We start from the raw sequence: 24,349 nt of genomic DNA, 5'->3' as shown, positions 1-24,349 counted from the left end.
TAAACATTATGAAAATATTAGTTTTCGAAGATTCACCTGCAAAAATGCAATCTCTTGAAGAATTGCTAAACGTTAAATTAAATCACGAATTTGGCAAATCAATTACTTTCACAATTCGTAAGGATGATGCAATGGTGGAAAGCGATTTAGTAACTAATGAATACTCAATGGTGTGGATTGATGACGATTTAGGAGACGATTTATCAGGTAGCTATGTCATCGAACAGATCCTAGCGATTTTGGACTCTACGCCAGAATGTAAAAATATTCCACTTGTATATTATTCGGCAGGTACTTCAGTAAGAGATTTAAAAGAAAAATCTTCAAGTTTTGGAAACATACCCTGTGTGAGTTTTGAAAATTTAGCAGATTATATATACAATTTCATCAAGGCAAAACGCTAGAGACAATAACCTTCGAGGGAAGCAATAAGAACTAATATGTTTATAATTACGAAGAAACCCACTATCGTTTATTTACTGACCTCTTGGAGTTAATTGCATTCTTTGAATCGGGAACAGAGCCTAAATACGATTTTACAGACGAACGGGATTTGGATTTGTTTGTAGGGGAATATTTGAAAGGCATTAATTCCTTTTAAGCCATATAAAAAAGTGTGCTGTACAAAACCCTCACCCACTTTATCTCCATAATCCAAATACTAAGAGGTTCTTTGTAAATACTCGCTCCCCCTCAAACCTCCAAAACCAAGTAAGCAACACATAAAATGCCCAAAAAGTATATATTTTTTACACGGTGACATTGAGCAGTTTTAATCGATAACAGTTTAACTCAGCAAAAATAACATTCATTGTTGGAATGTTGGATTGCTGCATTGTTGGAATTCTACCCCTTCCATCTCTCAACTGAATACCAGGAGCCCTCTTTCCCAACTATTGTATTCGAAATAATAAAGTGACTGAATGAATTTTAGCAAACCAAGCTAAGCTAAAATTTGTTAGGACCTTAGAGAGTGCCTAATAAAAAACCCAGCCTTTAGCGCTGGGTCTTACATTTTAAACTTTAAACTAGGGCAACTTAGTTACCTCCAGCTTCAAGGTTTTTCATTTCTTTTTCAATCATATCATAAAATTGATCGATTTTAGGAAGTATTAAAATACGCGTACGTCTATTGGTTGCTCTATTTTCTGCAGTATCATTTGGCACTAATGACACGTAATCTGCACGACCAGCAGCAACTAATCTAGAAGGCTCCACACCCAAGTTTTGAAGTTCCCTCACAATGGCGGTGGCTCTTTTTACACTCAAATCCCAATTGTCTATTAACAAGCCATTGCTATAAGGCACATTATCTGTATGCCCTTCTACCATTGCCTCAAAATTAGGTTTACCGTTAATTACTTTAGCAACTTTGCCTAAGATTTCAGTTGCTCTGTTTGAAATTTGATAGCTTCCACTTTTAAACAGTACTTTGTCGGAAAGTGATATATATACTACTCCTTTTTCAACATTTATTTCAATATCGGGATCGTTCATACCCACTTCACGCTTAAGGCTCATAACAAGGGCAAGGGTAACACTGTCCTTTTTGCTCACGGCATCTTGCAAACGAGTGATTTTGAGATCTTTTTCTTTTAAGCTTTCCAATGATTTTTCTAAATTCGTAGCTCCTTTTGAAGTTAACATGGTTAGATCTTTGGAGCTTTGAATGAGGTCGGAATTTGTTTTTTTCATATCGGCTAAACGTCCTTCAAGTTCCTGGGCGCGAGCCATAGCTACAGCCCTATCTGCAAGACAGTCATTAAGCTTAACCGTAGCTGTGTTCAATAAATCTTGAGTGTTTTTTTGTTTAGTTTCAAGTTCTAAATACTGCTTTTTTGTTACACAGGAAGTAAAAACAAAACTTGTACAAAGTACTAGAATGAGGAGTTTTTTCATGATTTTTAGGTGTTACTTTTGGTTGTTTAATAATATTCATTTACAATATAATTAAACTAAGGTTCATAGCTCTTACACTTAACAGGAGTTTATCTTTAAGAAGTGAAAAAACTCCCCCACTGGAACGCTTTTACCCGCTCTGAGCAGAGCCGAGGATAAAGTTTCTATTTTGCTGCATTTTGCAAAGCTATTCCGTAGCTATTAAGCTTTACTCTACCTTCGTATTTCATCGCTCGCATCTCCCACTTCAATTTACATTCACCATCATCCACTACACCGATACAGTCGTTTCCTTGTCTTATGTTAGTGTGTTACTGATACTTTGCTTTTTAAATCCGCGACACTTTCCATTTCCGCCTATTTATTTATCTTTACTTTTTTAAATCTTTAAAAACGTTTTGTTATGGGTGTAGGAAATATATTTGTTGCCACAGTTATCTTGTTTTTGGTTTTATTTATAATCAGCTATTTCCAGGATCGGTTGTCGTAGTGCCTTTTTCACCCCCTTTTCCGCCCCCCAAAGGGAAATATAAGCAGTTGCTAAAGCGATGGTGCTTTTGTATACGATAACATGAAAACTTGTACGTTAAAGGTGGAGAAACAACGCCTCGATTTACACCCACCACAACAAAAAGGATTGAAAGCGTGGTTAGAACGACTTTTGAGCGACGAGGGACGAACGAATGAACGAGGTTTGAATTATGAGTTTTGAGGGTTAATTCCAGGTCATTTTTTGTAGGCGGACTGCGTTTAAGATGGCTAGTAGGGCTACACCTACGTCAGCAAATACGGCTTCCCACATTGTGGCTAGTCCTACGGCGCCTAAAATTAGCACTACAGCTTTTACGCCAAAAGCAAGGGCGATATTCTGCCAAACGATGTGGCGTGTAGAGCGACCTATTTTTATTGCTTTTGCAATCTTGCTTGGTTGATCGGTTTGGATGATAACGTCTGCCGTTTCAATGGCAACATCGCTACCTAAACCGCCCATGGCAATACCTACATCGCTGGCAGCTAAAACTGGCGCATCATTAATGCCATCGCCAATAAAAGCAACTTTATTTTTATTTTCAGACATCAGTTTTTCAACCTCATCTAATTTATCTTCGGGGAGCATTCCTCCTTTAGCCCAATCCACTCCCAATTCTGCTGCAACTTGCTGTGTTATGGAATCTTTATCGCCAGAGAGCATTATTATTTTTGAAATGCCTGCATCACGGATTTGCTTGATAGCTTGGTGTGCATCATCTTTTAATTCATCTGCAATAATTACATAACCAGCGAATTTATCTTCAATGGCAATCATAACGATGGATTCCACAATAGTATTTGTTTCTGTCGGAACTTCGATGTTGTTTGAAGTCAGCAATGCTTTGTTTCCAACCAAAACGGTTTTCCCATTTACCGTTCCTTTCAATCCTTTACCAGCAATTTCAGATACGTTTGAAGCTTTATAAGTATTGCCATCGATTTTGTATTCCATAATGGCTTTGGCGATGGGATGAGTGGATTGCTCTTCCATTGCCATGAGGTATTTCATTATCTCGACTTCGCTCGATACAGGCATCTCGGCTTCGCTTGTGCCTACAGATTTTATCTCCTTTATTTTGAAAACACCCTTAGTCACCGTGCCGGTTTTATCCATTACTACGGTAGTTACTTTGGTCATTTCATCTAAAAAGGAAGCACCTTTAAATAGAATTCCATTTTTTGAAGCTGCGCCCAAGCCTCCGAAATAGCCTAAGGGAATTGAAATTACTAAAGCACAGGGACAGGAAATAACCAAGAAAATAAGGGCTCTGTACAACCAATCCTGAAACACATAATCTGCTACAAAAAAGTAAGGCAACAAGGTGAGGCCAATGGCGAGAAAAACAACAATGGGGGTGTAAACCCTAGCAAATTTTCGAATAAACAATTCGGTTTTGGATTTGCGCGCCGTAGCATTTTGCACCATATTTAAAATTCGAGCGATGGAACTATCTTTGAATTCTTTGGTGGTTTCAATTTCAATTACTCCATCTAGATTGATGCTTCCGGCAAAGACTTTTCCGCCTTTTGCAATGGTATCTGGTTTGCTTTCGCCCGTTAATGCCGCTGTGTTGAAGGATCCTTTTTCAGAAATTAAAACACCGTCCAAAGGTATTTTCTCGCCCACACGCACTTGCACTTTTTCGCCAATGGCAACCGATTCTGGGTTTACTGAAATAAAATTGTTATTTCGAAATACCAAGGCTTCATTCGGCCTTACATCTAGCAAAGCTTTTATATTTCCTTTTGCCTTTTTTACCGCGGCACTTTGAAAAAGTTCACCCACGGCATAAAACAACATTACTGCCACACCTTCTGGATATTGCCCAATGGCAAACGCACCCACTGTAGCGATGGACATTAATAGAAATTCTGTGAAGAAATCGCCTTTATTAATGCTTTTCCAACCTTCTTGAATCACAGGAAAACCTACGGGAAGATATGCCACTGAATACCAAACAATACGTATCCAATCTTTAAAAAATATCACTTCGAAGTAATCCATCGCAATTCCAACAATCAACAGTATAAAACTGAAGATAGCAGGAAGATATAATTTGAAATTCGCAGCCTTAGCGTGCGAATGGCCGTCATTGTGAGTGTGCTGTCCCGAATGCTTTTTGATATCGATATCGCGAAGGTTTGTCTTTTTCTTACTCATCTATTTTAGTTAGATAATATTTCAGCTTTTATTTTTTTTAGGGATAATTCTGTCAATTCTAAACTTACAAAAAATTCGACTACCGCTACCGCTTCATTTATATCATTATGATTGGTTTAACAGAAGTTATTGGGCTTTCAGATTTCAAAAAAAAATCACTCCCCCTTAAAACTCCGAAACCGTGTAAGAAAAACAAAAAAGGCTCCATAGGATATAAAGCCTATTGCTGTAACCGCCATTAAAATCCTTCCAAATGTAGATCGATCTAAAAAGGCAAAAGCGTCTTGTATGCCTTTTATATCATTATTACCGGTATAGATACCAGCATGAAGAAAGAAATAGGCAATTATGGCTACCACAAAAGCACGGGCATAAAAACCAAACTGCCCAACTACCCTAATAAATGCGGAACCTTTTCGACCTTCTAAATTAAATTGATCTAAGAGACCACCTCTTATAACCCCTAAAATTAGCACCACAGCTTGTAAAGCGAGGATAATGCCAATGGCTATAAAAAGATAGGACAATGTAATAGGGCCCACAAAATCTAAATATCTAGAATTCGAACCATTATCAACGGGATAGGTAAATAAATGGTAAAAGCACAGAAAAGCTATTACCACATAAACCAAACCAGTTGTAAAAAGTCCGAAACGACGCAATTTTGCTTTTCGGCCGGAGCCAATATTCTCCGGATCTTTAATACTTTGTACAAACATCCAAAAAGAGTAACACAACAAACCGCTGCCTAACAGCAATAATAACACTCGCCCAAAGGGTTGTTTTTTTAAAAATCGGAGCGCTTGGTTTGTACCTGAGCTTTCACCGCCCATATTTAAAGCTGCTAAAAGGGAGAGCGTGCCAATTACCAAGTAGATTAATCCCTTGGAAACGAAACCAACAATAGCGGCAACTTTAAAAGATTTATTCACGGAGACGTTTTTGGTTTTTTAAAATCTGTGGGCAAAGATAGTATTAGTGGGAAGATATTTTTGAAAATTTTAGTGCGGCGAGGGATGAATTATGAGTGGTGAAGTAATGATAAACTAAAATTCATTCCTTGGCATTTTGGAGATTAAATTGATTGCTGAAGAATAAAAAAAAGGCCAAAGCATAGTGTTGCTTCGACCTTTTTTTAAAAGAATTGTAGCGTTTTTATTATAAGCTAACCTATTGTTTAACTAGTTTCTGCACAGTTTTAGAACCATCTTCAAAAACTACATTCACGAAATATATTCCGTTTGAAAGGTTGGAAATATTTAATTCGGAAGTGTTTGTATTTACAGAAAGCACTTCTTTTAGTAACGAGCCGCTAATGCCGTAAACTTGAATGCTACTCATAGCTTTATTACTTTGTACCGTAAAGTTATTTTGAACTGGATTTGGGTATAAACTAATGTTGTTTGCAACATTATAATCTGTAACTCCTAATATATTTGGGTCTTTAAAAATATATGCTGAGCCAGCATCACCCATTTCATTAGTACCACTAGCATCGTGGTCTTCTCTAGGTGCTCCTACAATCATTTCGGGACCGTTCATTGCAATACTCCAACCATAAAAATCTTCAGCTGCAGTATCATCACCTTGTATTATTTGATCTTCTACCCACATTCCTGAGGCATCTTTTTTATAAAAGTATACTTCGCCTACTTCACTGCCGTAAATATGAGGAGCTGTTATAGCAATATAATCTTGATTTATAGCTGTGGCCCATCCAAATTGCACTCTGTCTGTTGATGGATTAGCATTTAAAATTTGAACTTCTTCAAAAATGCCTTGAGTATTTTTTTCAAAGATATAAGCTGTCCCAATTTCCAAGTTGGCGCCGTAAGATCCAACTACTATTTTATCATCTTCGATAGTTGCTGAATTCCCAAAGTAATCATCAACTTCTCCATTTGAAGCAATAATTGTTTGGTTGTATTCCCAAACACCGCCAGCGTTTTTAGTATATAAATATGCTGCTCCCCTTCTTTCGTTAACGCCTTGTGCCCCTATTAACAATTGATCTCCTGAAATCGAAACTCCTATTCCAAAAATATCATTTGCTAGAGGGTCTGGACTCATAATTTTTTGAGTTTCTTCCCATACTCCATTTACTTTGGTGAATACATATACAGAGCCAGTCCAAGAGTCTTCTCCTGGAGCTCCTGCTATAATGGTATTACCTTGTACATCTAAGGATGTTGGATTCATTCCTAATTTTGCATCACCACTTAGATCTGAGGCTACTATTTTCGTATCGAATTCCCAAGTATTATTTTGATAATCATAAACATATAGGGCTCCAGCTCTTATTACACCTCCTACATCTGCTCTTCCGGCTGCTACCACAGCATAATCGTCACCAAATTTTGCACCACCACCATATTCGGCGCCGGGATTGGGATCATCTGCCACCAATCTCTGGGAGAAGTCCCAAGTTCCTTGACTGTTTTTGGCGTAAATATAGGCAGCACCAGATGCTGAGGTTTCGCGTGATGTGCCTACTATGGCAAAATTGTCTGAGAGCGCCACAGCTGTTCCAAATTCTGCTCTACCTTCTCTATTTTCACTTACAATTTTTGATGTTTGTGAGAATTGTGCCGTCGCCACTGCTCCGAATAATAAGCAGCTTAAAAGGGTTAATTGTTTGATTCTATTAATTGATTTCATATTAATTACTTTAAAACTGTTAGATTATAATTTTAGTAGACGTTTGAAATAGGTTCTCTTATCAGTATTAATTTTCACCAAGTGCATTCCGCTAGATAGTTGAGAAATATCGATATTTTCAAGCTGAGAAGTAGTAGCCATTACTAATTGACCTGTAACATTATAAATCGTTACACTTTCAATATTTTTATTTGAAGCAATTACGCTAAAGCTATCATTAGCCGGATTTGGGAAAACTGCTATTTCTGAAGTCGCTACATTGTTTGATGTTCCAAGTACAAAAAGGTCTATGGAATATTTTACCAATCCGAGGTCGAAGGTTCCAAAATACACATCTGCGCTATCATCTACAAATTGAATGGTAGAACTAGCTGTGTTTAAGTAACCAAGTGCTTCGGCAGAAATTTCTTCCCAGTTTGCACCATTATCGAAAGAGTAAACAATTCGCGCATCTGCTTTAGGGTATAACCATCCGTCTGAATAATGTGTAATTGCCACAATTTGATCTTCGTTTTCGCTAGAATAGTAAGCTCTATCTACTTGCTCATCATAAATTTGAGTCCAAGTTGCACCTTTATCTTCCGAAGCAAAGATTCCTTGCGTAGTTGAAATCAAGTATTCATCTGCATTTAAAGGATTAACGGAAGCACTAAAGATCATATCGTCTCTATCTACTAAAACTTCTAAGCCAGTAGAAGGATCTTCCCAAGTTGTACCGCCATCGTTAGTAATATATACATTTATACCCTGTGTAATTGTAATACGGTCTGGATCTGCTGGGTCTATAATTATTCCGTAGAGTAAATCTGAGGTAGGCAATGCAACCTCTTCAAAAACAGGAGCCGTAGGGTCAGTAACATCAAATTTAAACAAAGCTTCCCCAAAAGAAAACCAAACAATGTTAGTATTTACTGGGTCTGTTGCCATAGCGTAGATGTTTATAAACATCATAGTAGTGTAAATAGGAGTGTATGATGCACCGTGGTCTAAACTCATTTCTAAAACTGAATCCATTCCAAACCTTCCGCTGTTAAAAATTCTACCTGCCACTACTTTATCGGCGTGTGGAAAAGTAGTTGATCCAAACGAATTGTTTAAATCGCGCATGCGGTGACCTGTTTCGGTATTAGTCGCTAAATCTCTGTGAATAAAACCATTTCTAAGACCGTAGTAAAGATGACTTTCTGAATCGCCAGCATAAGAATCTATACGCCCTGTACCATTAACCATTGGGCTATTTAACTTTTGTAGTGTTACACCCCCATCTGCAGAGCGGAACGGGTAAAAATCTGCAGCAATAATAAGATCGTCTGCTTGAAAAGGATTAAATGAAACTGAAAGTCCGTAGTAATATTCGGCTGGATCAACATCAGTATACACTTGATTACTCCAAGTTAGTCCATTATCGTTGGTTGTAATTATTTCGTTTTCTTCAAGAACAACAATGTTATCGGTATTCTGTGGGTTGAATTGTATTGTATTAATATGGTCGTTAGACATGCTAGTATAGCTAATTACCACTTCGTTCCAAGTATCGCCACCATCTAGTGAGCGGTATAAACCTTCTCTATGGCTACCGTATCCGTAGAATGTTCCTAAGAAAATATCGTTACTATCGGTAGGGTTAAATGCTATAGCGCTGTATGTATTTCCTGGAAGTTTTTCGTCCCAAGTAGATCCGCCATCAAGGCTTACAAAAAGGCCACCCATATCTCTACCTGGGCCTCCACCTCGCATTAAGAAAAAGTTCTCTGGATTAATAGGAGAAATAGCCACGTTATTTATTGCAACATCGCCGTGAACAGGGCTAAAATAGATGCTAAACCAGGTAACACCGCCATCTGTAGTTTTAAAAACTTCATTAGTAAAACCATTACCCAAAGTGTAAGTAGTGTGTAAAAGTGCTATGTTATTGTCTGCTTCGTAGATATCATAACTTTGAATAAGTATATCAGATTCAAAACCATTTGGCACATTATATTCTTTTATAACCGAACCATCGTTAAGGTCTATAATTACAACCTTATTATATTCTGTTCCTTCGGCTTTTACAATAAAACTTAGGTTTTCGTTATTATTAATAAGACGCATATTTCTTAATACTGCATATACTTCCATTGAATCGCTGTAAAGCACTGTCCAATTATCGCCATCGTCTTCAGATTTAATAATATGGTTTCCTACTGTTCGGGCGTAAAGTGTACCTTCTATAGTAGCATCAAAAAGCACATCATAGATTTGCCCATATTCTTCATTTGATTCATAACTTAATTGCGCATACGTATTGTGAAAAAATGTTACTAAAAGAAATGTAATAAAAATAAAAGTCCTTTTCATACTTGAGTGTTTTTAGTTATGCCGTAAAAATAGAATGTAAGTGCGGTGAAGCCTTATAAACAGGCGTGACATTTTGTGACAATACGGGTAAGAAAATGTGACACCAACCTATATATCTGCTATATAAGCGGCTAAGGAAACGTCGTTTGAAAGATTTAATTTTTTACGAATACGTTCTTTGCGTTTTCTACAAGACTGAGGAGTGATATTAAGAAGGGAAGCAATTTCACTATTACTTAAATTCATATGAAGATATATTATAAAACGAACATCCTGTTGCGTTAAACCTGGATTGTGTTTTAGAAGTCGACTGGAGAAACCAGGATTAACCTCTTCAAAATGGCTGAAAAAACTATCGAGCTGCGGATTTTTCTTTAAATGTTTACTGAGTTCTTTTATTTGAATAAGCAAATCTGGCTGGGCTTTTACCTGCGGATTTGCCGTAAAGGTATCAACGATTTCCTCTATCAATTCATTTCTGCTAGAAAGATAAAGTGCTTTTGAGGTTAGTTTTCTATTTTTAATATCCAACTCATTTTTAAAGCGCTCCTGTTCTAAGTTAACCAGAGCTTCCTGTTCACGCATCTGTTTTTCGGCCAGTAGCCTTTTGCTTTTTTCCTGTTCAAGTTCCAACTCGGCAATTTTTTTACGTTGCCGGTGTCTAATTGCATAGTTTCGAAATATCCAAATAATAGAGATAAGTAGTAAAACGATACAAGTAGTGATGATATAGAAAAAACGTCGTTCTTTTTTTAGGAGTATTTGACTTTCGCTTAATTGGTGCGCGTAGTTTTGTAGTTCAAATTTAATTTTATTGTTTTCATAACGCACGTTATTTCTAATTTGCTGAAGGGTATCGCGAGCTACTAAAACACTATCCTTATAAATTAGTGCCTTATCATAATCATTTAATGACACATATGCTTTAGAAAGCGCATCATACACATCTTCCCTATTTTCCATTGCGATGGAACCTTGTCTTGCCATTTGTGCATATTCAAGGCTCTGATTATACTTTTTTTGCTTTTGGGATATTTGGGAAAGTAAAATTAGAATAAATACTTTGTTGTCTGCATTTGCCTCCCCCTGCAATTGTGGCAATAGTTCAAGCGATAAATCTTTCGCCTGTTCCAACAGTTGCCGTATTACAAGGTTTTCTGCTTGGGCCATTTTAGCCATTACGGCTACTTTGGGTTGATCTTTTACAAGCGGTAATGCTTCCTCTATATATTTACTGGCCTCCTCCTGGGCATTCATTTTGTTGGCAACCAACGCCAGGTTGATAGCATAATACCCGTGTTTACTTCGGTTGTCGAGGTTGAAACTTAGATTATACGCCTTCAGAAAATATTCTTTGGCTTTGTCTAATTTTTCATCTTGAAAATAGAGAATACCAATATTGTTCAGTACTGTAAGTTCATCTTTGGTTTCAAGATCTGTTATTGCTATTTCGTAGGCTAACAGATAATAATCTAACGCCTCACCAAAGGCTGACATAAGATAATAATTGGAACCTGTATTAAGCAAGGCACGAAATTCCTGTTTAGGCCAATTATTTTCTTCAGCTACAGCGCTCGCCTCAACAAGTAATTCTAATGATTGAACATGCTTTTTTTGAAACATCAATTCAATGCCTCGCTCAATTAATTTTTCGCACTCTAATTGATTTATAGTTTGACCGAATATAATCGAACTGAAAAGGAAGAGGGATAGAATTATTATTTTTTCAACAAACTTCATTTGGGGACTTTGGAAACGAAAATAAAACTATTTGAATTTTCTGAGGGTATGATTTTGCAGATATATTGTAAAAAAAATGTGAGATTAAAAAATTAAGATGTATCAATACTCAATTTTGAGTTATATTAAGTTCAGGTTCACAATAGTTTAAAATTCTTTCCGAAGCTTTTTAAAATCTACCGTGCGTGCTACATGTCCTGCTACAGCCGCGGTTTTGGATAGTGTGCTTCCCGCCCATTTTAATTGCTCTACAGGGTTTGCCTTTATTTCTTCAATTATATTGAAAAGAAATTGCACAGCATCTGCACTAGTATCCAGCAAACTGTTGGGATTTTTTATTTGGTGACTTAGTGCTTTTGATATTTCCACTCCTCCTTGTTTTAACGATTTTAAAATGAAAGGAAAATTTAGCGCTTTATATGATGGATATGTTCCTTCAAAAATACCGGCTATAATATCTGCATATCCTTTGTCTTCCTTAGCGCGGGCTATAACGACTGTAAGAATTTGCATCCAAACTTTGGTGAGGGTTTTGTTTCGGGGAAATTGCACTAACAAATTAGAAAGCGCAAAGTCGAAACCTACTTCTTTATGCACTTTTTGCGAATAGGAGTTCAAAGCTGTTTCAGAAAAATCATCTTCGGCAACACAATTTTCAATAGTTTCTGCCGCCCAGCGCGAACTTAAAAGCGCATATTGAATACCATCGCCGCTCAAAGGATTTATAAGCCCTGCCGCCTCGCCTACTAATAGTATTCTGTCGGCAATCAACTTTTTTGAAGCGTTGAAAAAAGTAATAGGCCAACCTTCCATTTTAGCTTCCAAAGTACCGTTCCCGATGCGTTCTGCAATTTCGGGATGTGTGGCAATGTGATCTGTAAGTAGTTTTTTGATATGATCTGGCTTATGCGGAAAAGTCTGCGAAATCATAGCCATGCCCACATTCGCATCATTTTTTCCTTTCGGAAACATCCAAAAAATCCCTGGAAATCCTTCTTCACTAAAATAAATATCCACCCTGTCTGTAGGGCCGTTTACATTATTGTAATAAGCACGAAGCCCCAAAAGTTGGTAATCGTCTTGGGGTTTGCTGCCGTGCATTTGCCGCGCAATGGTCGATCTACTGCCATCGGCACCCACTACTAGTTTCGCTTTAATATGCTGTTCTTCCCGCCCGTTTTTTACCGTTACTATTGCTGCATTGGGAGTAACTTTATAATTAACCACACGACAATTTTCCAAATAGGAAGCACCCGCTTTTTTTGCAGCTTCGTAAATCATTGCGTCCAATTCTATCCGCGGTATAATTCGCGCGTGGAATTGCAAGTGTTCGGGTTTTGAAAGATTTATAAATACTTGGTCTGTTTTTAAAAACAATCCTACCTTTTTTATTTCGTTGGCTTTTGCAAATTTCTGGGTTTGGGTAATGCCCATTTTATTCAATTCGGCTAAAGCGATAGGGCTTACACCATCGCCACAAACCTTATCGCGCGGAAATTTTCCGGCTTCTACAACAATAACCTTAATGCCTTTTTTCGCCAAATGAAACGCTAAAGCACTGCCGGAGGGACCGCCACCAGAGATGAGCACATCGCAATCATAATTAATTTTAGGTTTTACGGTTAGCATAGTTTTAGTATTCGCGGTCTATCATATAAATGATAATATTTTCAATCAAACTTTTGTCTTCGGAATCGGGCAATCTGGAAAAAATGGTATAGAATTCTTTTAATGCAGCACCCGCCAAATATTGGGCGGTGTGTCTGGCGTGTGTAATCGCGCCGTAGCTGTGCATTAATTCTAAAATTTCCTTTGCATCCACATTTGTTCTTTGCCTGATGGGAACAGATAAAAATTCTGAAATTCTCACAAGTTCTTCAGGTTTGCAATTTTCCATTAAATGAATTAGCATTAAGGTGCGTTTGCCTTCTAAAATGTCGCCACCTATTTCTTTGCCATATTTTTCTTCGTCGGCAATAAGATTTAAAACATCATCTTGAATCTGAAAAGAAGTGCCCATAAAATAACCAAGTCGGTCGAATTTTTCAGGATTCACCCTCCCCTTTGTGCCTATAATGGCACCAATCCGCAGCGGATGAATGCAAGTGTACCAACAGGTTTTTTTGAGAATCATTCGCAGATAGTCCGTTTCTTGCAGATTTGCGGTGTTGTCTTTTCGCCAGCCTAGTTCCATGGCTTGTCCTTCTACAGATTCGGAAACCATATGCTGCACTTCTAAAAAAATTTGCATTGACACTTTATCCCCCAGCAATTCGCGATTTTTGAATAATGGATACAGGCCCAGTACTTGCATAGCATCGCCTACATTTATGGCAATGGCCGTATTGGTACTTTCGTGTAGCGTAGGTTTATTTCTTCTGAAAAAACTTTCGTCCTCCACATCATCGTGGATAAGAAATGCATTATGAAGTAACTCCAAACAAACAGCAGAATTAGAAGCTTCTTCTTGTTTGCCGCCGAAAGCTTTACAAGCGGCTATGCAAAGCCCAGGCCTAAAGCCTTTACCGCCGCGGTTGGGATATTCAGAAATTAAATTGTAGAGATATGTGCGAGGTTCTTTATCTGGTATGAAGTCGTGGATCCCTTTTAATGTTTCGGCACCATAATTTGCAAGCATCGCTTTCATTAAAAGGGTGTCCATAATTTTAAGAGATTACTACTACATTGAGAACTACTTTTACGAGGGCATTATCCGAATCTGTGATTAAGGAATTGTAGGCGCCGGGTTGTGCGTCATTTGGTACGGAAAGCTGAACTTTCACTGTTCTTTCTTCTTTTGGTTTTAATGATAGCCGAAGCGGGGTGATTTTTAAAGCTGAAGCATTTATAGACTGCCCATTTGGACCAAAAAGTGATGTTTTTTGAAAACTAATTTTTGTCACTTTATCAGAATCCTCAAAAAGGGTGAAACTGAAAGTTTCCGATTGTCCGGGTTTTAAGGGCTGTTCTGTTTCAAGCAGTGTTAATGTTGGAGTTTTTTTCACAGCATCTGCCTCCGACTTTTCATCCTTTTCATTTTCTGTTTTGGTAAGCTTATTAACCTGATGTGTAAGGGCTGTTATTGCATCGAGAAAGAGATCGACCGCTTCGTGTGTATCCCTTCGGATACGATTCATAAGATCGTCTGGGTTGCTTCGGATGTTGTCTACATCCAATACTTTTTTCTCAATTTTTTTGGCGGCCAGTATGCCCGCAGCTATTTCTTCTTCAAGAACATTAACTGCAGAATTGATAACTTTTTGAGCGCTGGAAAGTATTTCATCTTTTTTTATTCCCTTAAGAATATCGTCTGCCAATTTCCTGCTTCCACTACTCTTTTTTTGCTCCTCTTTTTGTTTGGCGGCCATTTCCAGTAGTTTTTATGGTTTTTGAAATTGGTTTTTCAACGGGCTTTTCAGCAATCGTTAATCTAATTAGAAAATAGGCGGGTTCAAAATCGAGTACTTGTACTTTACTTTGGTAAGTTCCAAGGCTTAAATCATCATTAACCGAAATTTGTATTTCCACAGTTTCTGAAACGCCAGGAGCCAATTGAAACGATTGAGGCTTAAAATTGGTTGAAAGATTTAACGAGTTGAAAGGTTCGACTTCATTTATATATTCAGAATTTACAAACTGGCAGGTAGCTTCTTTATTTTTAATATTATCTAAAAGAAATTGCAGATTTACTCTTTGACCAGCATAAGTGGTTGCCAATAAAACAAAAGAGGGCTCTTCTGCATTTTCTCGGTCTTCACTTGTTGTGTCACCAGTTGCTGGATCAAACGCTTTTTTAGTTAAAGCGAATCCGAGGTCCATCATATTTTTATAATGATCGAGATTCATTTTGGTAAATGAAGTGAATGCTCCCAGCATTACCTCTGGCTGAAATAGTTTAAAATTTTTAAGTTCTTTCCCCGAACTACCAAACTCCTTAAACATATCTGTGCTCTGCTTTAGATAGTGCTTGTTGATTTCAATAGTTTTTTTAAAAATCCCTTCAATATCTTTTGAAAAATCATCCTTTGGTGTGCTCATCTTTTTGGTTATAAGAAGTTTCCATTGTTCTAACATTTGCATTCAATCTATTTGGTCGCGGTTCGCAGTAAAAGTGCGATTGCCAACTTTGCCATTTTAGTTTGAATTTTTTCTCGTCAAGGGGGCTTACTTCTGTACCGTTATTATCATTCACATTTAAAGTGAAACATACATTTTGATTTATCTCTCTTTCCCGAATTACCACTTCGGCTTTATAACTACTTCCATTATTATAGTTGGCTAAGTCTAAAGTCATTAATACGCGTTCACTTCGACCTGGCTCTATAGTAAGGCTAGTTTTGTTTAAAACAGGTTGCGATGGAGCGAGATTGCCGTCTACATCCGTCAATTCGCGCACGCCCACACGATAGGTTTTTTGTGTATTGCATTTGTTCGAAACAATTATAGGAACGATAATACGCTCTCCAGCCATAGCTTGCCTATTAATAGTTGCAATGCAATGTGGCGGACAAGTTTCCTCGGGCGGGCAGCATTTACTTTTCTTACTACTGCCGAATATATTGAGCGTTGGAAGCCCGCTATCAGAAATAGTTCTATTGAAGTTAGACATATTTTCAACCATATTTTCCACCAAGGGTTGCATAGCTTCCATGGAAACAGTTGTCATTTTTTGAAAATTATCTGTTAGCATTTGTGGGAGTGAATTATCACTTTGATTGTTTGTCATAACTGGTGTTTTTGTTGTTTTCCCTATGCGACTTTATAACCACTGAAATTTCCTTATCCCAAAATCTGAAATTACCATCGTAGTCGCGTCTTGACTCGGCATTTTTTGGTAGGGTGAAGTTAACGTGAAGCAGAAGCGACTCGCCCGGCTGGACAATTTGACTGTGTTCATCTACAGAAATTGAGGCCCAATCCGTAAGATTAGCCTTTAGATTTCTAGTAACCTCATCTAATGTGGACATTAAATCGTCCTTTCCTTTCTCTCTAAATCCCTGCCCAAAAGCACGACAAAGGAGGTCCATATCTAAAGCTGCAGCATGTTTTAATTCGGGCACCTCAAAAGGCATATTACCTTTGTTGGTAAGCGTAATTACAGCAACGTGGGTGGTTCCAGGGGAAGTATCCTGAAAAGTAAATTGATTTGGATACACCTCAATATCAATGGAAGGCTGAACTATCATTTTCACCTTGTGAATTTCTTCGCCTACCATTATATTACTTTCATAGGTGCCAGGCGGTGTGGTGGAAGGAAGCTGATGATAAACCGTTTCTAATTTTTGTTCGCCGGGCCGTAGTCTAAAAGAGAATTGTAAAAAGTCTCTCCCGCCATCTTGAATTCGTTTTTTGTTTTTATCTACAAGGGCAAGAGTCTTTACCCGTAGCGGATCGTTTTGGCGATTCTCAAACTGAATATTTCCTTGCAAGCTAGAAGGAGGGCCATTTAGAACGATCTCCTTCGCTATTATATTAATTTTTTCCTGATGGGCATCTGCTGTAACGACTTTCATGGCTTTTGCTTTTTGTAAGATGCTATAGTATCTTTTGTTTCTTCGGGATTTGACTGCCCTGTTCGACCTGGAAACGGTCGTGTATCTGGCTCACAACAATCATCTTCGCAAAGTTCTGCTGAGGTGGGAATGTAGGGTTCCGTTATAATTTGGCTTTCACCCCCCATACAAACATTCAATACCTCTACCCCTAGCATTTTCACACATATATTAGAATAGTTTGGTATACGAACACGCACTTTCATCATGTCCTTAATATCGTCCAAAGTGAATCGCGGGAGATTTAAAATCTCAATTTTGCTGTCTGTACTTACCGGTTCGTTTGGATCGCCTGTAAGTTTCAGTACACTGTCTGTCTCTAATTTACCACTTACAATGGTTTCGATACTGCCACCATGGGTAGCATCAAATCCACCCGATAATCGGGTATCAAGACCTCCATCTATAGTTGAATCTACATCAAAAATACCGGTAGGTTTTAGCTCGTTCTTGAAGGGCTGTGGAATACTTGGCATGCTCATAATGAAAAGTTTTAATTAACTCAAAGTTAGGGAATTAAGTGAATTAATTTTAAATAATGAGCATATTTTTTTAGCTCACATTCTGAAATTTAACATACAGCGTGCGAAAAATATATTATAAAAAGGTGAATTAATAGCGCATTATTAGACGATCCTAATGTGCTAATAAGAAGAAGTATTCTCTCTAAATTGGAAAAAAGTTAGGATTGAAGCTCAGTAAAAATTAGTTTTAAATGAAGATGTTTATTCTAGATGGTCAATAAACTTTTCAAAACCTAGCAGGTCATCTCCCATCCCTATTTTTCTTCGAAGATTTGCCTTTTTTGATTCAACTTGTTCCCTACTAATTCCCATTAACGAAGCTATTTCATCTATAGAAAGTTGAAGCTTTAGCATACAGCAAAAGGCTACTTCGTTTTCTGATAAATTAGGGAACATTTCAGTAAGTTGTACCGCGAAAGCTGGGTGAACCTCAACAAATTTGCCTTTAAAGTATTTCCAATAGTTATTCTGGCTCAGCAGACCGTTTAGTTTAGCGGCCAATTCCATCGAGTTTTCTGGGTTTTCTCGGTTATCTACCAATTCCTTTATTCTTTTTTGAATGTCTGAAATCTCTAAAGTTACTTCTATCAATTCTTGCTCTTTATTAGCAATCGTTTTTTCGCGTTCTACACGTAATTCGCTTGCCAATTTATTCTTCTCCTCTAGTACATCTTTACTATTTTCTAAGCTTGTTACTAATTCTTCTTGCAGTTTTAGTTTGTGCCTATTAGACCAAAATAGCACAATCCCAAATGCAAGTATCAAAACAAAACTTAAAATACTCAACATTAATATTTTATCCTTTTTGCTATTGTTTTCAACCAAAAGCTCGTTGTTTTTCGTTAAAACAAAATTTTTCTCGAGTTGGAGGTCATTCTGATAAGATTCTTGAAGTTCAAATGCCTTCGCCTTGTTAAGAACATCGTTAACTGAATCCTTTAAAAAATCTAAACGTTCAAAAGTTGCCAATGAATTTTGCACCATTCCTTTTTGACTGTATGTAGAAACAGCTTGCTTTAAAAAAGATATCTCATTGTCGGCATTCATTTTTAGTCTGTGGGTTTTTACGGTGGCTTTTACCTTTGCGACTAAGTTTAGAGCGGTTGTATACTGTTTTTGATCATTTAAAAAGGTAAGATAGCCAACACTGGTCTCCAAAAATCGAGGAGAATTTAACTGATACAAACCGTCGTAGGCCTCTTTAAAGGCAACTTGAGCTTCTTCTGTTCTGCCTGTAGCAACATAAAGTTTAGCAAGATTAGTAACAGCCAGCCATTTATACTCCAACTGGTTCATCTCCAGAAAGGCATTTTTTGCTTCATTTAAGGATTTTTCAGCTTTCTTATAATCTAGTTTCAATTGAATCAAACAATCGGAATAAGTCAACAGAGTTACGTAATAATTACTACCTTTTAATTTTGCGAATGATGGCAAAACCTCTTCAAATAAATCTAGTGCAAACGCATAATCACCATTGTTATAATATAGGTTTGCTAATTTTTGCTTCACTACATATAGTTCTCTTTCATCTTTTACATCGTTTAAAATAGCAATAGCTTTCTTTAGGTATTCCAGCGCTTTTTCGCTGTTTTTCATGTAATTGTAGTTAGATGCCATTTCGCCATAAGTCCTACCTATACCTTGCTGGCTATTAACTTGTTTATACATTTCAATAGCTTTTTCACAAGCCTCTAAAGATTCATCATAACGCGCCCCAATTCGGTAATTAATAGCGAGATTTAGATACATGTCTCCGTGTAGCCTAGGATATTCTTCTGTATACCCCAATGCCTTTTTCATATAAAACTCGGCAGAATCAGTAACCGCAAGTTTGTTGTATTGTATTCCAATATGGCTGTACGTTCTGCCAATAACCGTATCGTGAAGTTTTGCAGAATGCTCCAGAAGACGGAACATATAATATTTGGTAGAATCAGGGTTTGAATAGACCGTTTTCTCTATCTGCTCTTTTAGTTTATTGATTTCAGGAGTTTGTGCGTGTAAGTTTAATAAATGACAAAAAAATATGGGGAGAAAAATTAATAATTTCATAGTGAGGTTTGGAGTGCTAAATATATAATAATTCCTAATAATACGGTGAAAATTTCTCGTTAGTACTGTATTAGTAAGCTAATTGGCAAATATTTTTAAATTTTGAAGACGATAGCTAAACGATTAATTTCCACAGAAAATTATAATAGCTATAAATATTGAAGAGAACGACATTGTTAGGCTTGTGATAATTTTTCTATTGCGACTTCCATATCAATGATTTTTTCGTTTAAAAATAAAATTCAAGAATGAAAAGCGAACTTCATTTCACGATACTTTAACAATATTCTTGGTTTGAATACTCTTCAGAAAAAATAGAACGTTTAAAAACAAAACCCCTTGCGCCATTAGCACTAGGGGTTCTTGAAATTAAAAATTAAACACTATTCCTTTAATAAACGTTTTGTTATTTGTCCTGTTTTACCTTTGATGATTACTACATAAGTGGCAGCAGCAAGGTTATCAATATTTAGCGTTTTGGCAGTAATCATTCCTTCTAAGTTGAAGGATTGTACTAGTCTTCCAGTTAAATCATAAATATTGGCGCTCTCAAGTTCTAAGCTTTGTGGATTGCTAATTGTTACATTCCCTTTTGCTGGGTTTGGATACATTGAAATGCTGCCAAGGTTCTGACTGTTTTCGCCTAAACCAAGTACACTTTCTACAACAAGCTCAAACTCGCAGCTGCTACTATTGCCATATTGATCTGTTGCGGTTAGTGAAATAGTATAAGTGCCGTCAGATAGCGGAGTGCCAACTGCTGGATTCTGTGTGATTTCTGAAATAGGATTGGAACAATTATCTACAGCAGTAGCCTCGTCTGTTGCAATATAATCTGGAAGTATATAATACAGATTATTCGTTCCTGGATCTACAGTTTGATTTGCAGGACAGCTAATTACTGGCGCAAGATTATCTACTACAGTTACAACCGCTGTACAAGTTGCAAGATTGCCATTGTTATCTTGGCTGAAAACTTGTACAGTAACTGGATTACCAATATCTGCGCAACTAAATTCAGTTATATCTACAGCTACTGTATAGATTCCACAAATATCGTCGTTAGAAGCAATAACATTGCTTGGATTTAGAATTGCCGTGCCGTTAGCACCAAGTTCTAATGTGTAATCTTGACAAACAAGTACAGGACTTGTGTTATCCTCTACATTTACCGTAGCGGTGCAAGTGGCAACATTACCATTTACATCGGTTACGGATAGAGTTACGAGATTAGCCCCGGTGTGGGAACAGTCGAAGGTATAAACATCAAGTTCATAGCTTGCGATGCCACATGAATCTGTGCTACTATTTAGAATATCTGTTTCAGTAATAGTGACCGTGCCAGTTACAGGATCGAGTTCCACAGTTATATTTTGGCAAGTTACTTCGGGAGCAGTTACATCTTGTACAGTAACGATTGCGGTACAACTACTGCTGTTTCCGTTTAAGTCGGTTACTGTTAAGATTACATTGTTTACACCAACATTGCTACAGTCAAAAGTGTTTAAATCTATGCTTATTGAAGCTACGCCACATGCATCATTACTACCACCATCAACGTCTGCAGCGGTAATGCCAGCATTGCCATTTGCATCCAGCTGGACAGTAATATTTTGACAAACCGCTACTGGTGCTTCATTATCGGTTACTGTAATAATAGTTGTACAACTCGTGTTTTGGCCATTTCCGTCATTTATTGTCCAAATAACGGTGGTTATTCCTGTAGGTAAGATTTCTCCCGAAAGAGTTGCTGTACCATTTAGATTATTACTGATGTTACCATCTGCGCAGTTATCTGTGAATGTGGCATCAAATTCATTTCCTAGAACTGTGTACTCACAAACGCCCGGATTTGTATCGCGGCTGGCATTTGTCACACAACTAATAACTGGAGCTTCGTTGTCTTCAACTGTAATTACTGTTGTACAAGTAGTTGTTTGACCGTTGCCATCATCAACCGTCCACACAACTGTTGTAACTCCTTTTGGAAGGATTTCCCCTGCAATAGTCGCAAGTCCGTTGTAATTGTTGGTGAGAGTTCCTGAGGAACAATTTTCTGTAAATGTGGCGTCAAACTCGTTTCCTATTACCGTGTATTGACAAACACCCGCATCAGTATCTCGCGTTGCGTTTGGAACACAAGTAATAATTGGATCTTCATTGTCTTCAATCGTAATTATTGTAGAACAAGTAGCAGATTGACCATTGCCATCGTTTACTGTCCAAACTACTGCATAAATTCCTTTGGGAAGAACTTCTCCCGCAAGTGTAGCCGTTCCATTATAATTATTGGTGATGCTACCATCAGGACAATTGTCTGTGAATGAAGCATCAAACTCAGTGCCTATTACTGTGTATTGACAAACGCCCGGATCAGTATCGCGAGTTGCGTTTGGCGCACAAGTAATAACTGGATCTTCGTTGTCTTCAATTGTAACTATTGTGTTACAAATGGCAATTTGTCCATTACCATCGTTAGCCGTCCATACAATGGTTGTTATTCCTTTTGGAAATATTTCACCAGCAAGCGTTGCGGTGCCATTGAAATTGTTGGTAATGCTGCCATCTGGGCAATTATCTGTGAATGTAGCATCAAACTCGTTACCTATTACTGTGTATTGGCAAACGCCAGAATCAGTATCGCGAGTTGCGTTTGGCACACAAGTAATAATTGGGTCTTCATTGTCTTCAATTGTAATTACTGTTGTGCAAGTGGCTGTTTGGCCATTGCCATCGTCAACCGTCCAAACAATTGTATAAATTCCTTTTGGAAGAATTTCACCCGCAAGGGTAGCTGTTGCATTATAATCATTTGTGATTATTCCATCGGAACAATTATCTGTAAACGTTGCATCAAACTCAGTGCCTACGATAGTGTATTCGCATAAGCCTATTTCCGTATCGCGCGTTGCGTTTGGTATGCAAGCAATAATTGGATCTTCATTGTCTTCAATTGTAATTATTGTGGTACAAGTAGCGGTTTGGCCATTACCATCGTCTGCTATCCAAACTACAGTAGTTATTCCTTTTGGAAGGATTTCCCCAGAAAGAGTGGCAGTTCCGTTAATATCGTTACTGATGCTACCATTAGCACAGTTATCTGTGAAGGTTGCATCAAACTCAGTGCCTACTATAGTGTATTGACAAACGCCAAAATCAGTATTGCGAATATCGTCTGGCAAACAACTAATTACTGGAGCTATATTGTCTTCAATAGTTACAGTCGAAGTACAACTGCTAGTGTTTCCAACTGAATCGGTAACTGTTAAAGTAACCGTGTTTGGACCAATGTTGCTACAATCGAAAGAGTCTGGAGATATAGACAAGGTTGCCGATCCCGTACAGCCAAAAGTAGAGCCATCGTCTACATCATCTGCTGTTATGCTGGCATTGCCACTGGCATCAAGCTCTACTACTATATTTTTACAAATGGCAACGGGTGGATTACTTAGTCCTCCATCAATTATAATCCACCCGAAAGAGCTTATCATTCTCTCTCTTGCCATTGTACCATTACAATATTTACTATTGCCCGCGTCAAAGGTCACCCCGTCTTGTAAAATCTGGGCACCCCAACCTATTAACAAGGCATCGTAATGGATGGTAGTTAATGCTATTCCATTAAACATAAAATACATATCTGTTACGTTTGTAACATTCCAATTTCCAATATTTTGATTGAATGCGGAGGCATTTGCAAACATCCCTGTCATATCCTCAACGCTACCAACATTCCAATTACCTATATTCTGGTTGAAAGACGTAGCGTTATAAAACATAAAAGACATATCAGTTACGCTACCTACATTCCAAGTACTTATATTCTGATTAAATGCAGTTGCAGAAGCAAATAAACCTCTCATAAGGGTTACGTTGCTAACATTCCAATTGCTTATGTTTTGGTTGAATGCCCCAGTATTACCGAACATATAAGACATATCGCTAACGCTGGAAAGGTCTGGCGCATCTGCTGCAGTTACAACAAGATTTGCACAACCTCTAAAAGCTCTATTCATGGAACTCCAAGCTGTGGAACCCCATTGATTTACAGCTATAATTTTTCGGCGATCGCCGGCATTATTAAAAAAGATACGAGGAAAATCTCCCCTTATGGCAACAGTATATGTACCCTCGATTCCGTAATCGTGGGTAATATTTCCACTAACGCCAAAATCGTCGAAAATACCGTCATTGTTCCAATCAACATCATAATTGTATCCAGCATCCGTGGTTGGTATAGTAATAGAGGTAGAATTTGAAGTTCCTGGATTGTCGGTTTTCCAAGAAGTGATAAATTCAGCTTGAGCATTTGCTTGGTTAACTGCAAAGCACAGCAATAGTAGAAGTAAATATTTACTCATTTTTTTCGATTTGGGGCTAATATTAAAACTGTTTATTCCCGTAGGTAGGAATGTTGATTTCAAATAAAAAAGTTAAGTTGTGAAACTAATAAAGAACCAAATTAGAATAGTATTTTCTTACTAAATTCAATATTAATTAAAGTAGGACCTCTTTACTTTTCGATTTTAAAAACAGCGAAAGTTATAATATTATCGTGTTGTAATCGGTGAATTCCCAATAATTTCGACGAAACGCAAGTTGATTTTTTAAAACACCTCATTTTCAGCTATTTAATTATTGGCGATAATGCCAAAATACAGTTGCTTTTGGAGGATAATTGGCAATTCAGAGTATTGAAGTGTCAAAAATTTATAAGAAATACTTCAGAAAGAACAATTATGTCTTCAAATAAAAACGAATTTGAAATTGTAAAATTGAATTTTTCGAAAAATGAAAACCAATAAACACAAAATTAGAGAATTATTTTTCGACACCATAAATTGAAAGTTTCGGAATATTTCCACTTAGTAGGAATTATTCCAAATATTTCAAAT

16 protein-coding genes are annotated in these 24,349 nt (G+C 37.4%); 1 reads left to right on the top strand and 15 read right to left on the bottom strand.

From position 1 onward, the window contains the following. Nucleotides 1-8 precede the first annotated feature (8 nt). Nucleotides 9-404 carry a hypothetical protein gene (locus AC3RVF_RS08985; RefSeq protein WP_489693224.1) on the top strand — a complete coding sequence of 132 codons (396 nt, stop codon included), beginning with the start codon at nt 9-11 and terminating at the stop codon, nt 402-404. Between the two features lie 634 nt (nt 405-1,038). Here AC3RVF_RS08985 and AC3RVF_RS08980 read toward each other — a convergent pair. The 15 genes from AC3RVF_RS08980 to AC3RVF_RS08910 all read right to left on the bottom strand — a co-directional run bounded on the left by AC3RVF_RS08980 (nt 1,039) and on the right by AC3RVF_RS08910 (nt 23,815). Then, complete coding sequence (locus AC3RVF_RS08980; protein WP_489691312.1) at nt 1,039-1,899, bottom strand: OmpA/MotB family protein; 861 nt, start codon at nt 1,897-1,899, stop codon at nt 1,039-1,041. A gap of 715 nt (nt 1,900-2,614) precedes the next feature. Then, nucleotides 2,615-4,591: a heavy metal translocating P-type ATPase gene (locus AC3RVF_RS08975; RefSeq protein ID WP_489693223.1), complete on the bottom strand. Its 1,977-nt coding sequence runs from the start codon at nt 4,589-4,591 to the stop codon at nt 2,615-2,617. A gap of 155 nt (nt 4,592-4,746) precedes the next feature. Further along, nucleotides 4,747-5,523 carry a DUF1206 domain-containing protein gene (locus tag AC3RVF_RS08970; protein ID WP_489691310.1) on the bottom strand — a complete coding sequence of 259 codons (777 nt, stop codon included), beginning with the start codon at nt 5,521-5,523 and terminating at the stop codon, nt 4,747-4,749. Between the two features lie 238 nt (nt 5,524-5,761). Next, entirely contained in the window at nt 5,762-7,249 is a 1,488-nt protein-coding gene (locus AC3RVF_RS08965; RefSeq protein WP_489691309.1) for a T9SS type A sorting domain-containing protein, read from the bottom strand. A 24-nt stretch (nt 7,250-7,273) separates the two neighbouring features. Next, on the bottom strand, nt 7,274-9,586 hold the full coding sequence (locus tag AC3RVF_RS08960; protein WP_489693222.1) for a T9SS type A sorting domain-containing protein: 2,313 nt from the start codon (nt 9,584-9,586) through the stop codon (nt 7,274-7,276). A gap of 108 nt (nt 9,587-9,694) precedes the next feature. Next, nucleotides 9,695-11,326, bottom strand: coding sequence for a tetratricopeptide repeat protein (locus AC3RVF_RS08955; RefSeq protein WP_489693221.1), 1,632 nt, complete (start codon nt 11,324-11,326; stop codon nt 9,695-9,697). A gap of 147 nt (nt 11,327-11,473) precedes the next feature. Next, nucleotides 11,474-12,955, bottom strand: a complete 1,482-nt coding sequence (locus AC3RVF_RS08950; RefSeq protein ID WP_489693220.1) for an NAD(P)/FAD-dependent oxidoreductase — start codon at nt 12,953-12,955, stop codon at nt 11,474-11,476. 4 nt (nt 12,956-12,959) lie between these two features. After that, complete coding sequence (locus tag AC3RVF_RS08945) at nt 12,960-13,988, bottom strand: polyprenyl synthetase family protein (protein ID WP_489693219.1); 1,029 nt, start codon at nt 13,986-13,988, stop codon at nt 12,960-12,962. 4 nt (nt 13,989-13,992) lie between these two features. Continuing rightward, the gene (locus tag AC3RVF_RS08940) at nt 13,993-14,694 is read right to left on the bottom strand and encodes a COG1470 family protein (RefSeq protein ID WP_489691304.1); all 702 of its coding nucleotides are present in this window, start codon (nt 14,692-14,694) and stop codon (nt 13,993-13,995) included. Continuing rightward, a complete protein-coding gene (locus AC3RVF_RS08935) occupies nt 14,657-15,364 on the bottom strand; it encodes a COG1470 family protein (protein WP_489693218.1) in 708 nt (235 codons plus the stop codon). The genes AC3RVF_RS08940 and AC3RVF_RS08935 overlap by 38 nt, the downstream gene beginning before the upstream one ends. Continuing rightward, nucleotides 15,345-16,052 carry a hypothetical protein gene (locus AC3RVF_RS08930; RefSeq protein ID WP_489693217.1) on the bottom strand — a complete coding sequence of 236 codons (708 nt, stop codon included), beginning with the start codon at nt 16,050-16,052 and terminating at the stop codon, nt 15,345-15,347. The genes AC3RVF_RS08935 and AC3RVF_RS08930 overlap by 20 nt, the downstream gene beginning before the upstream one ends. Further along, complete coding sequence (locus AC3RVF_RS08925) at nt 16,033-16,839, bottom strand: COG1470 family protein (protein WP_489693216.1); 807 nt, start codon at nt 16,837-16,839, stop codon at nt 16,033-16,035. The genes AC3RVF_RS08930 and AC3RVF_RS08925 overlap by 20 nt, the downstream gene beginning before the upstream one ends. Further along, on the bottom strand, nt 16,836-17,360 hold the full coding sequence (locus tag AC3RVF_RS08920; RefSeq protein ID WP_489691300.1) for a hypothetical protein: 525 nt from the start codon (nt 17,358-17,360) through the stop codon (nt 16,836-16,838). The genes AC3RVF_RS08925 and AC3RVF_RS08920 overlap by 4 nt, the downstream gene beginning before the upstream one ends. A 243-nt stretch (nt 17,361-17,603) precedes the next feature. Continuing rightward, nucleotides 17,604-19,454, bottom strand: a complete 1,851-nt coding sequence (locus AC3RVF_RS08915) for a tetratricopeptide repeat protein (RefSeq protein WP_489693215.1) — start codon at nt 19,452-19,454, stop codon at nt 17,604-17,606. 383 nt (nt 19,455-19,837) lie between these two features. Further along, nucleotides 19,838-23,815, bottom strand: a complete 3,978-nt coding sequence (locus AC3RVF_RS08910; RefSeq protein ID WP_489693214.1) for a BspA family leucine-rich repeat surface protein — start codon at nt 23,813-23,815, stop codon at nt 19,838-19,840. Between the last annotated feature and the right edge of the window lie 534 nt (nt 23,816-24,349).

The sequence above is a fragment of the Aequorivita sp. IT1183 genome, from assembly GCF_058068265.1.
This window is presented reverse-complemented; position numbering and strand designations above follow the sequence as displayed.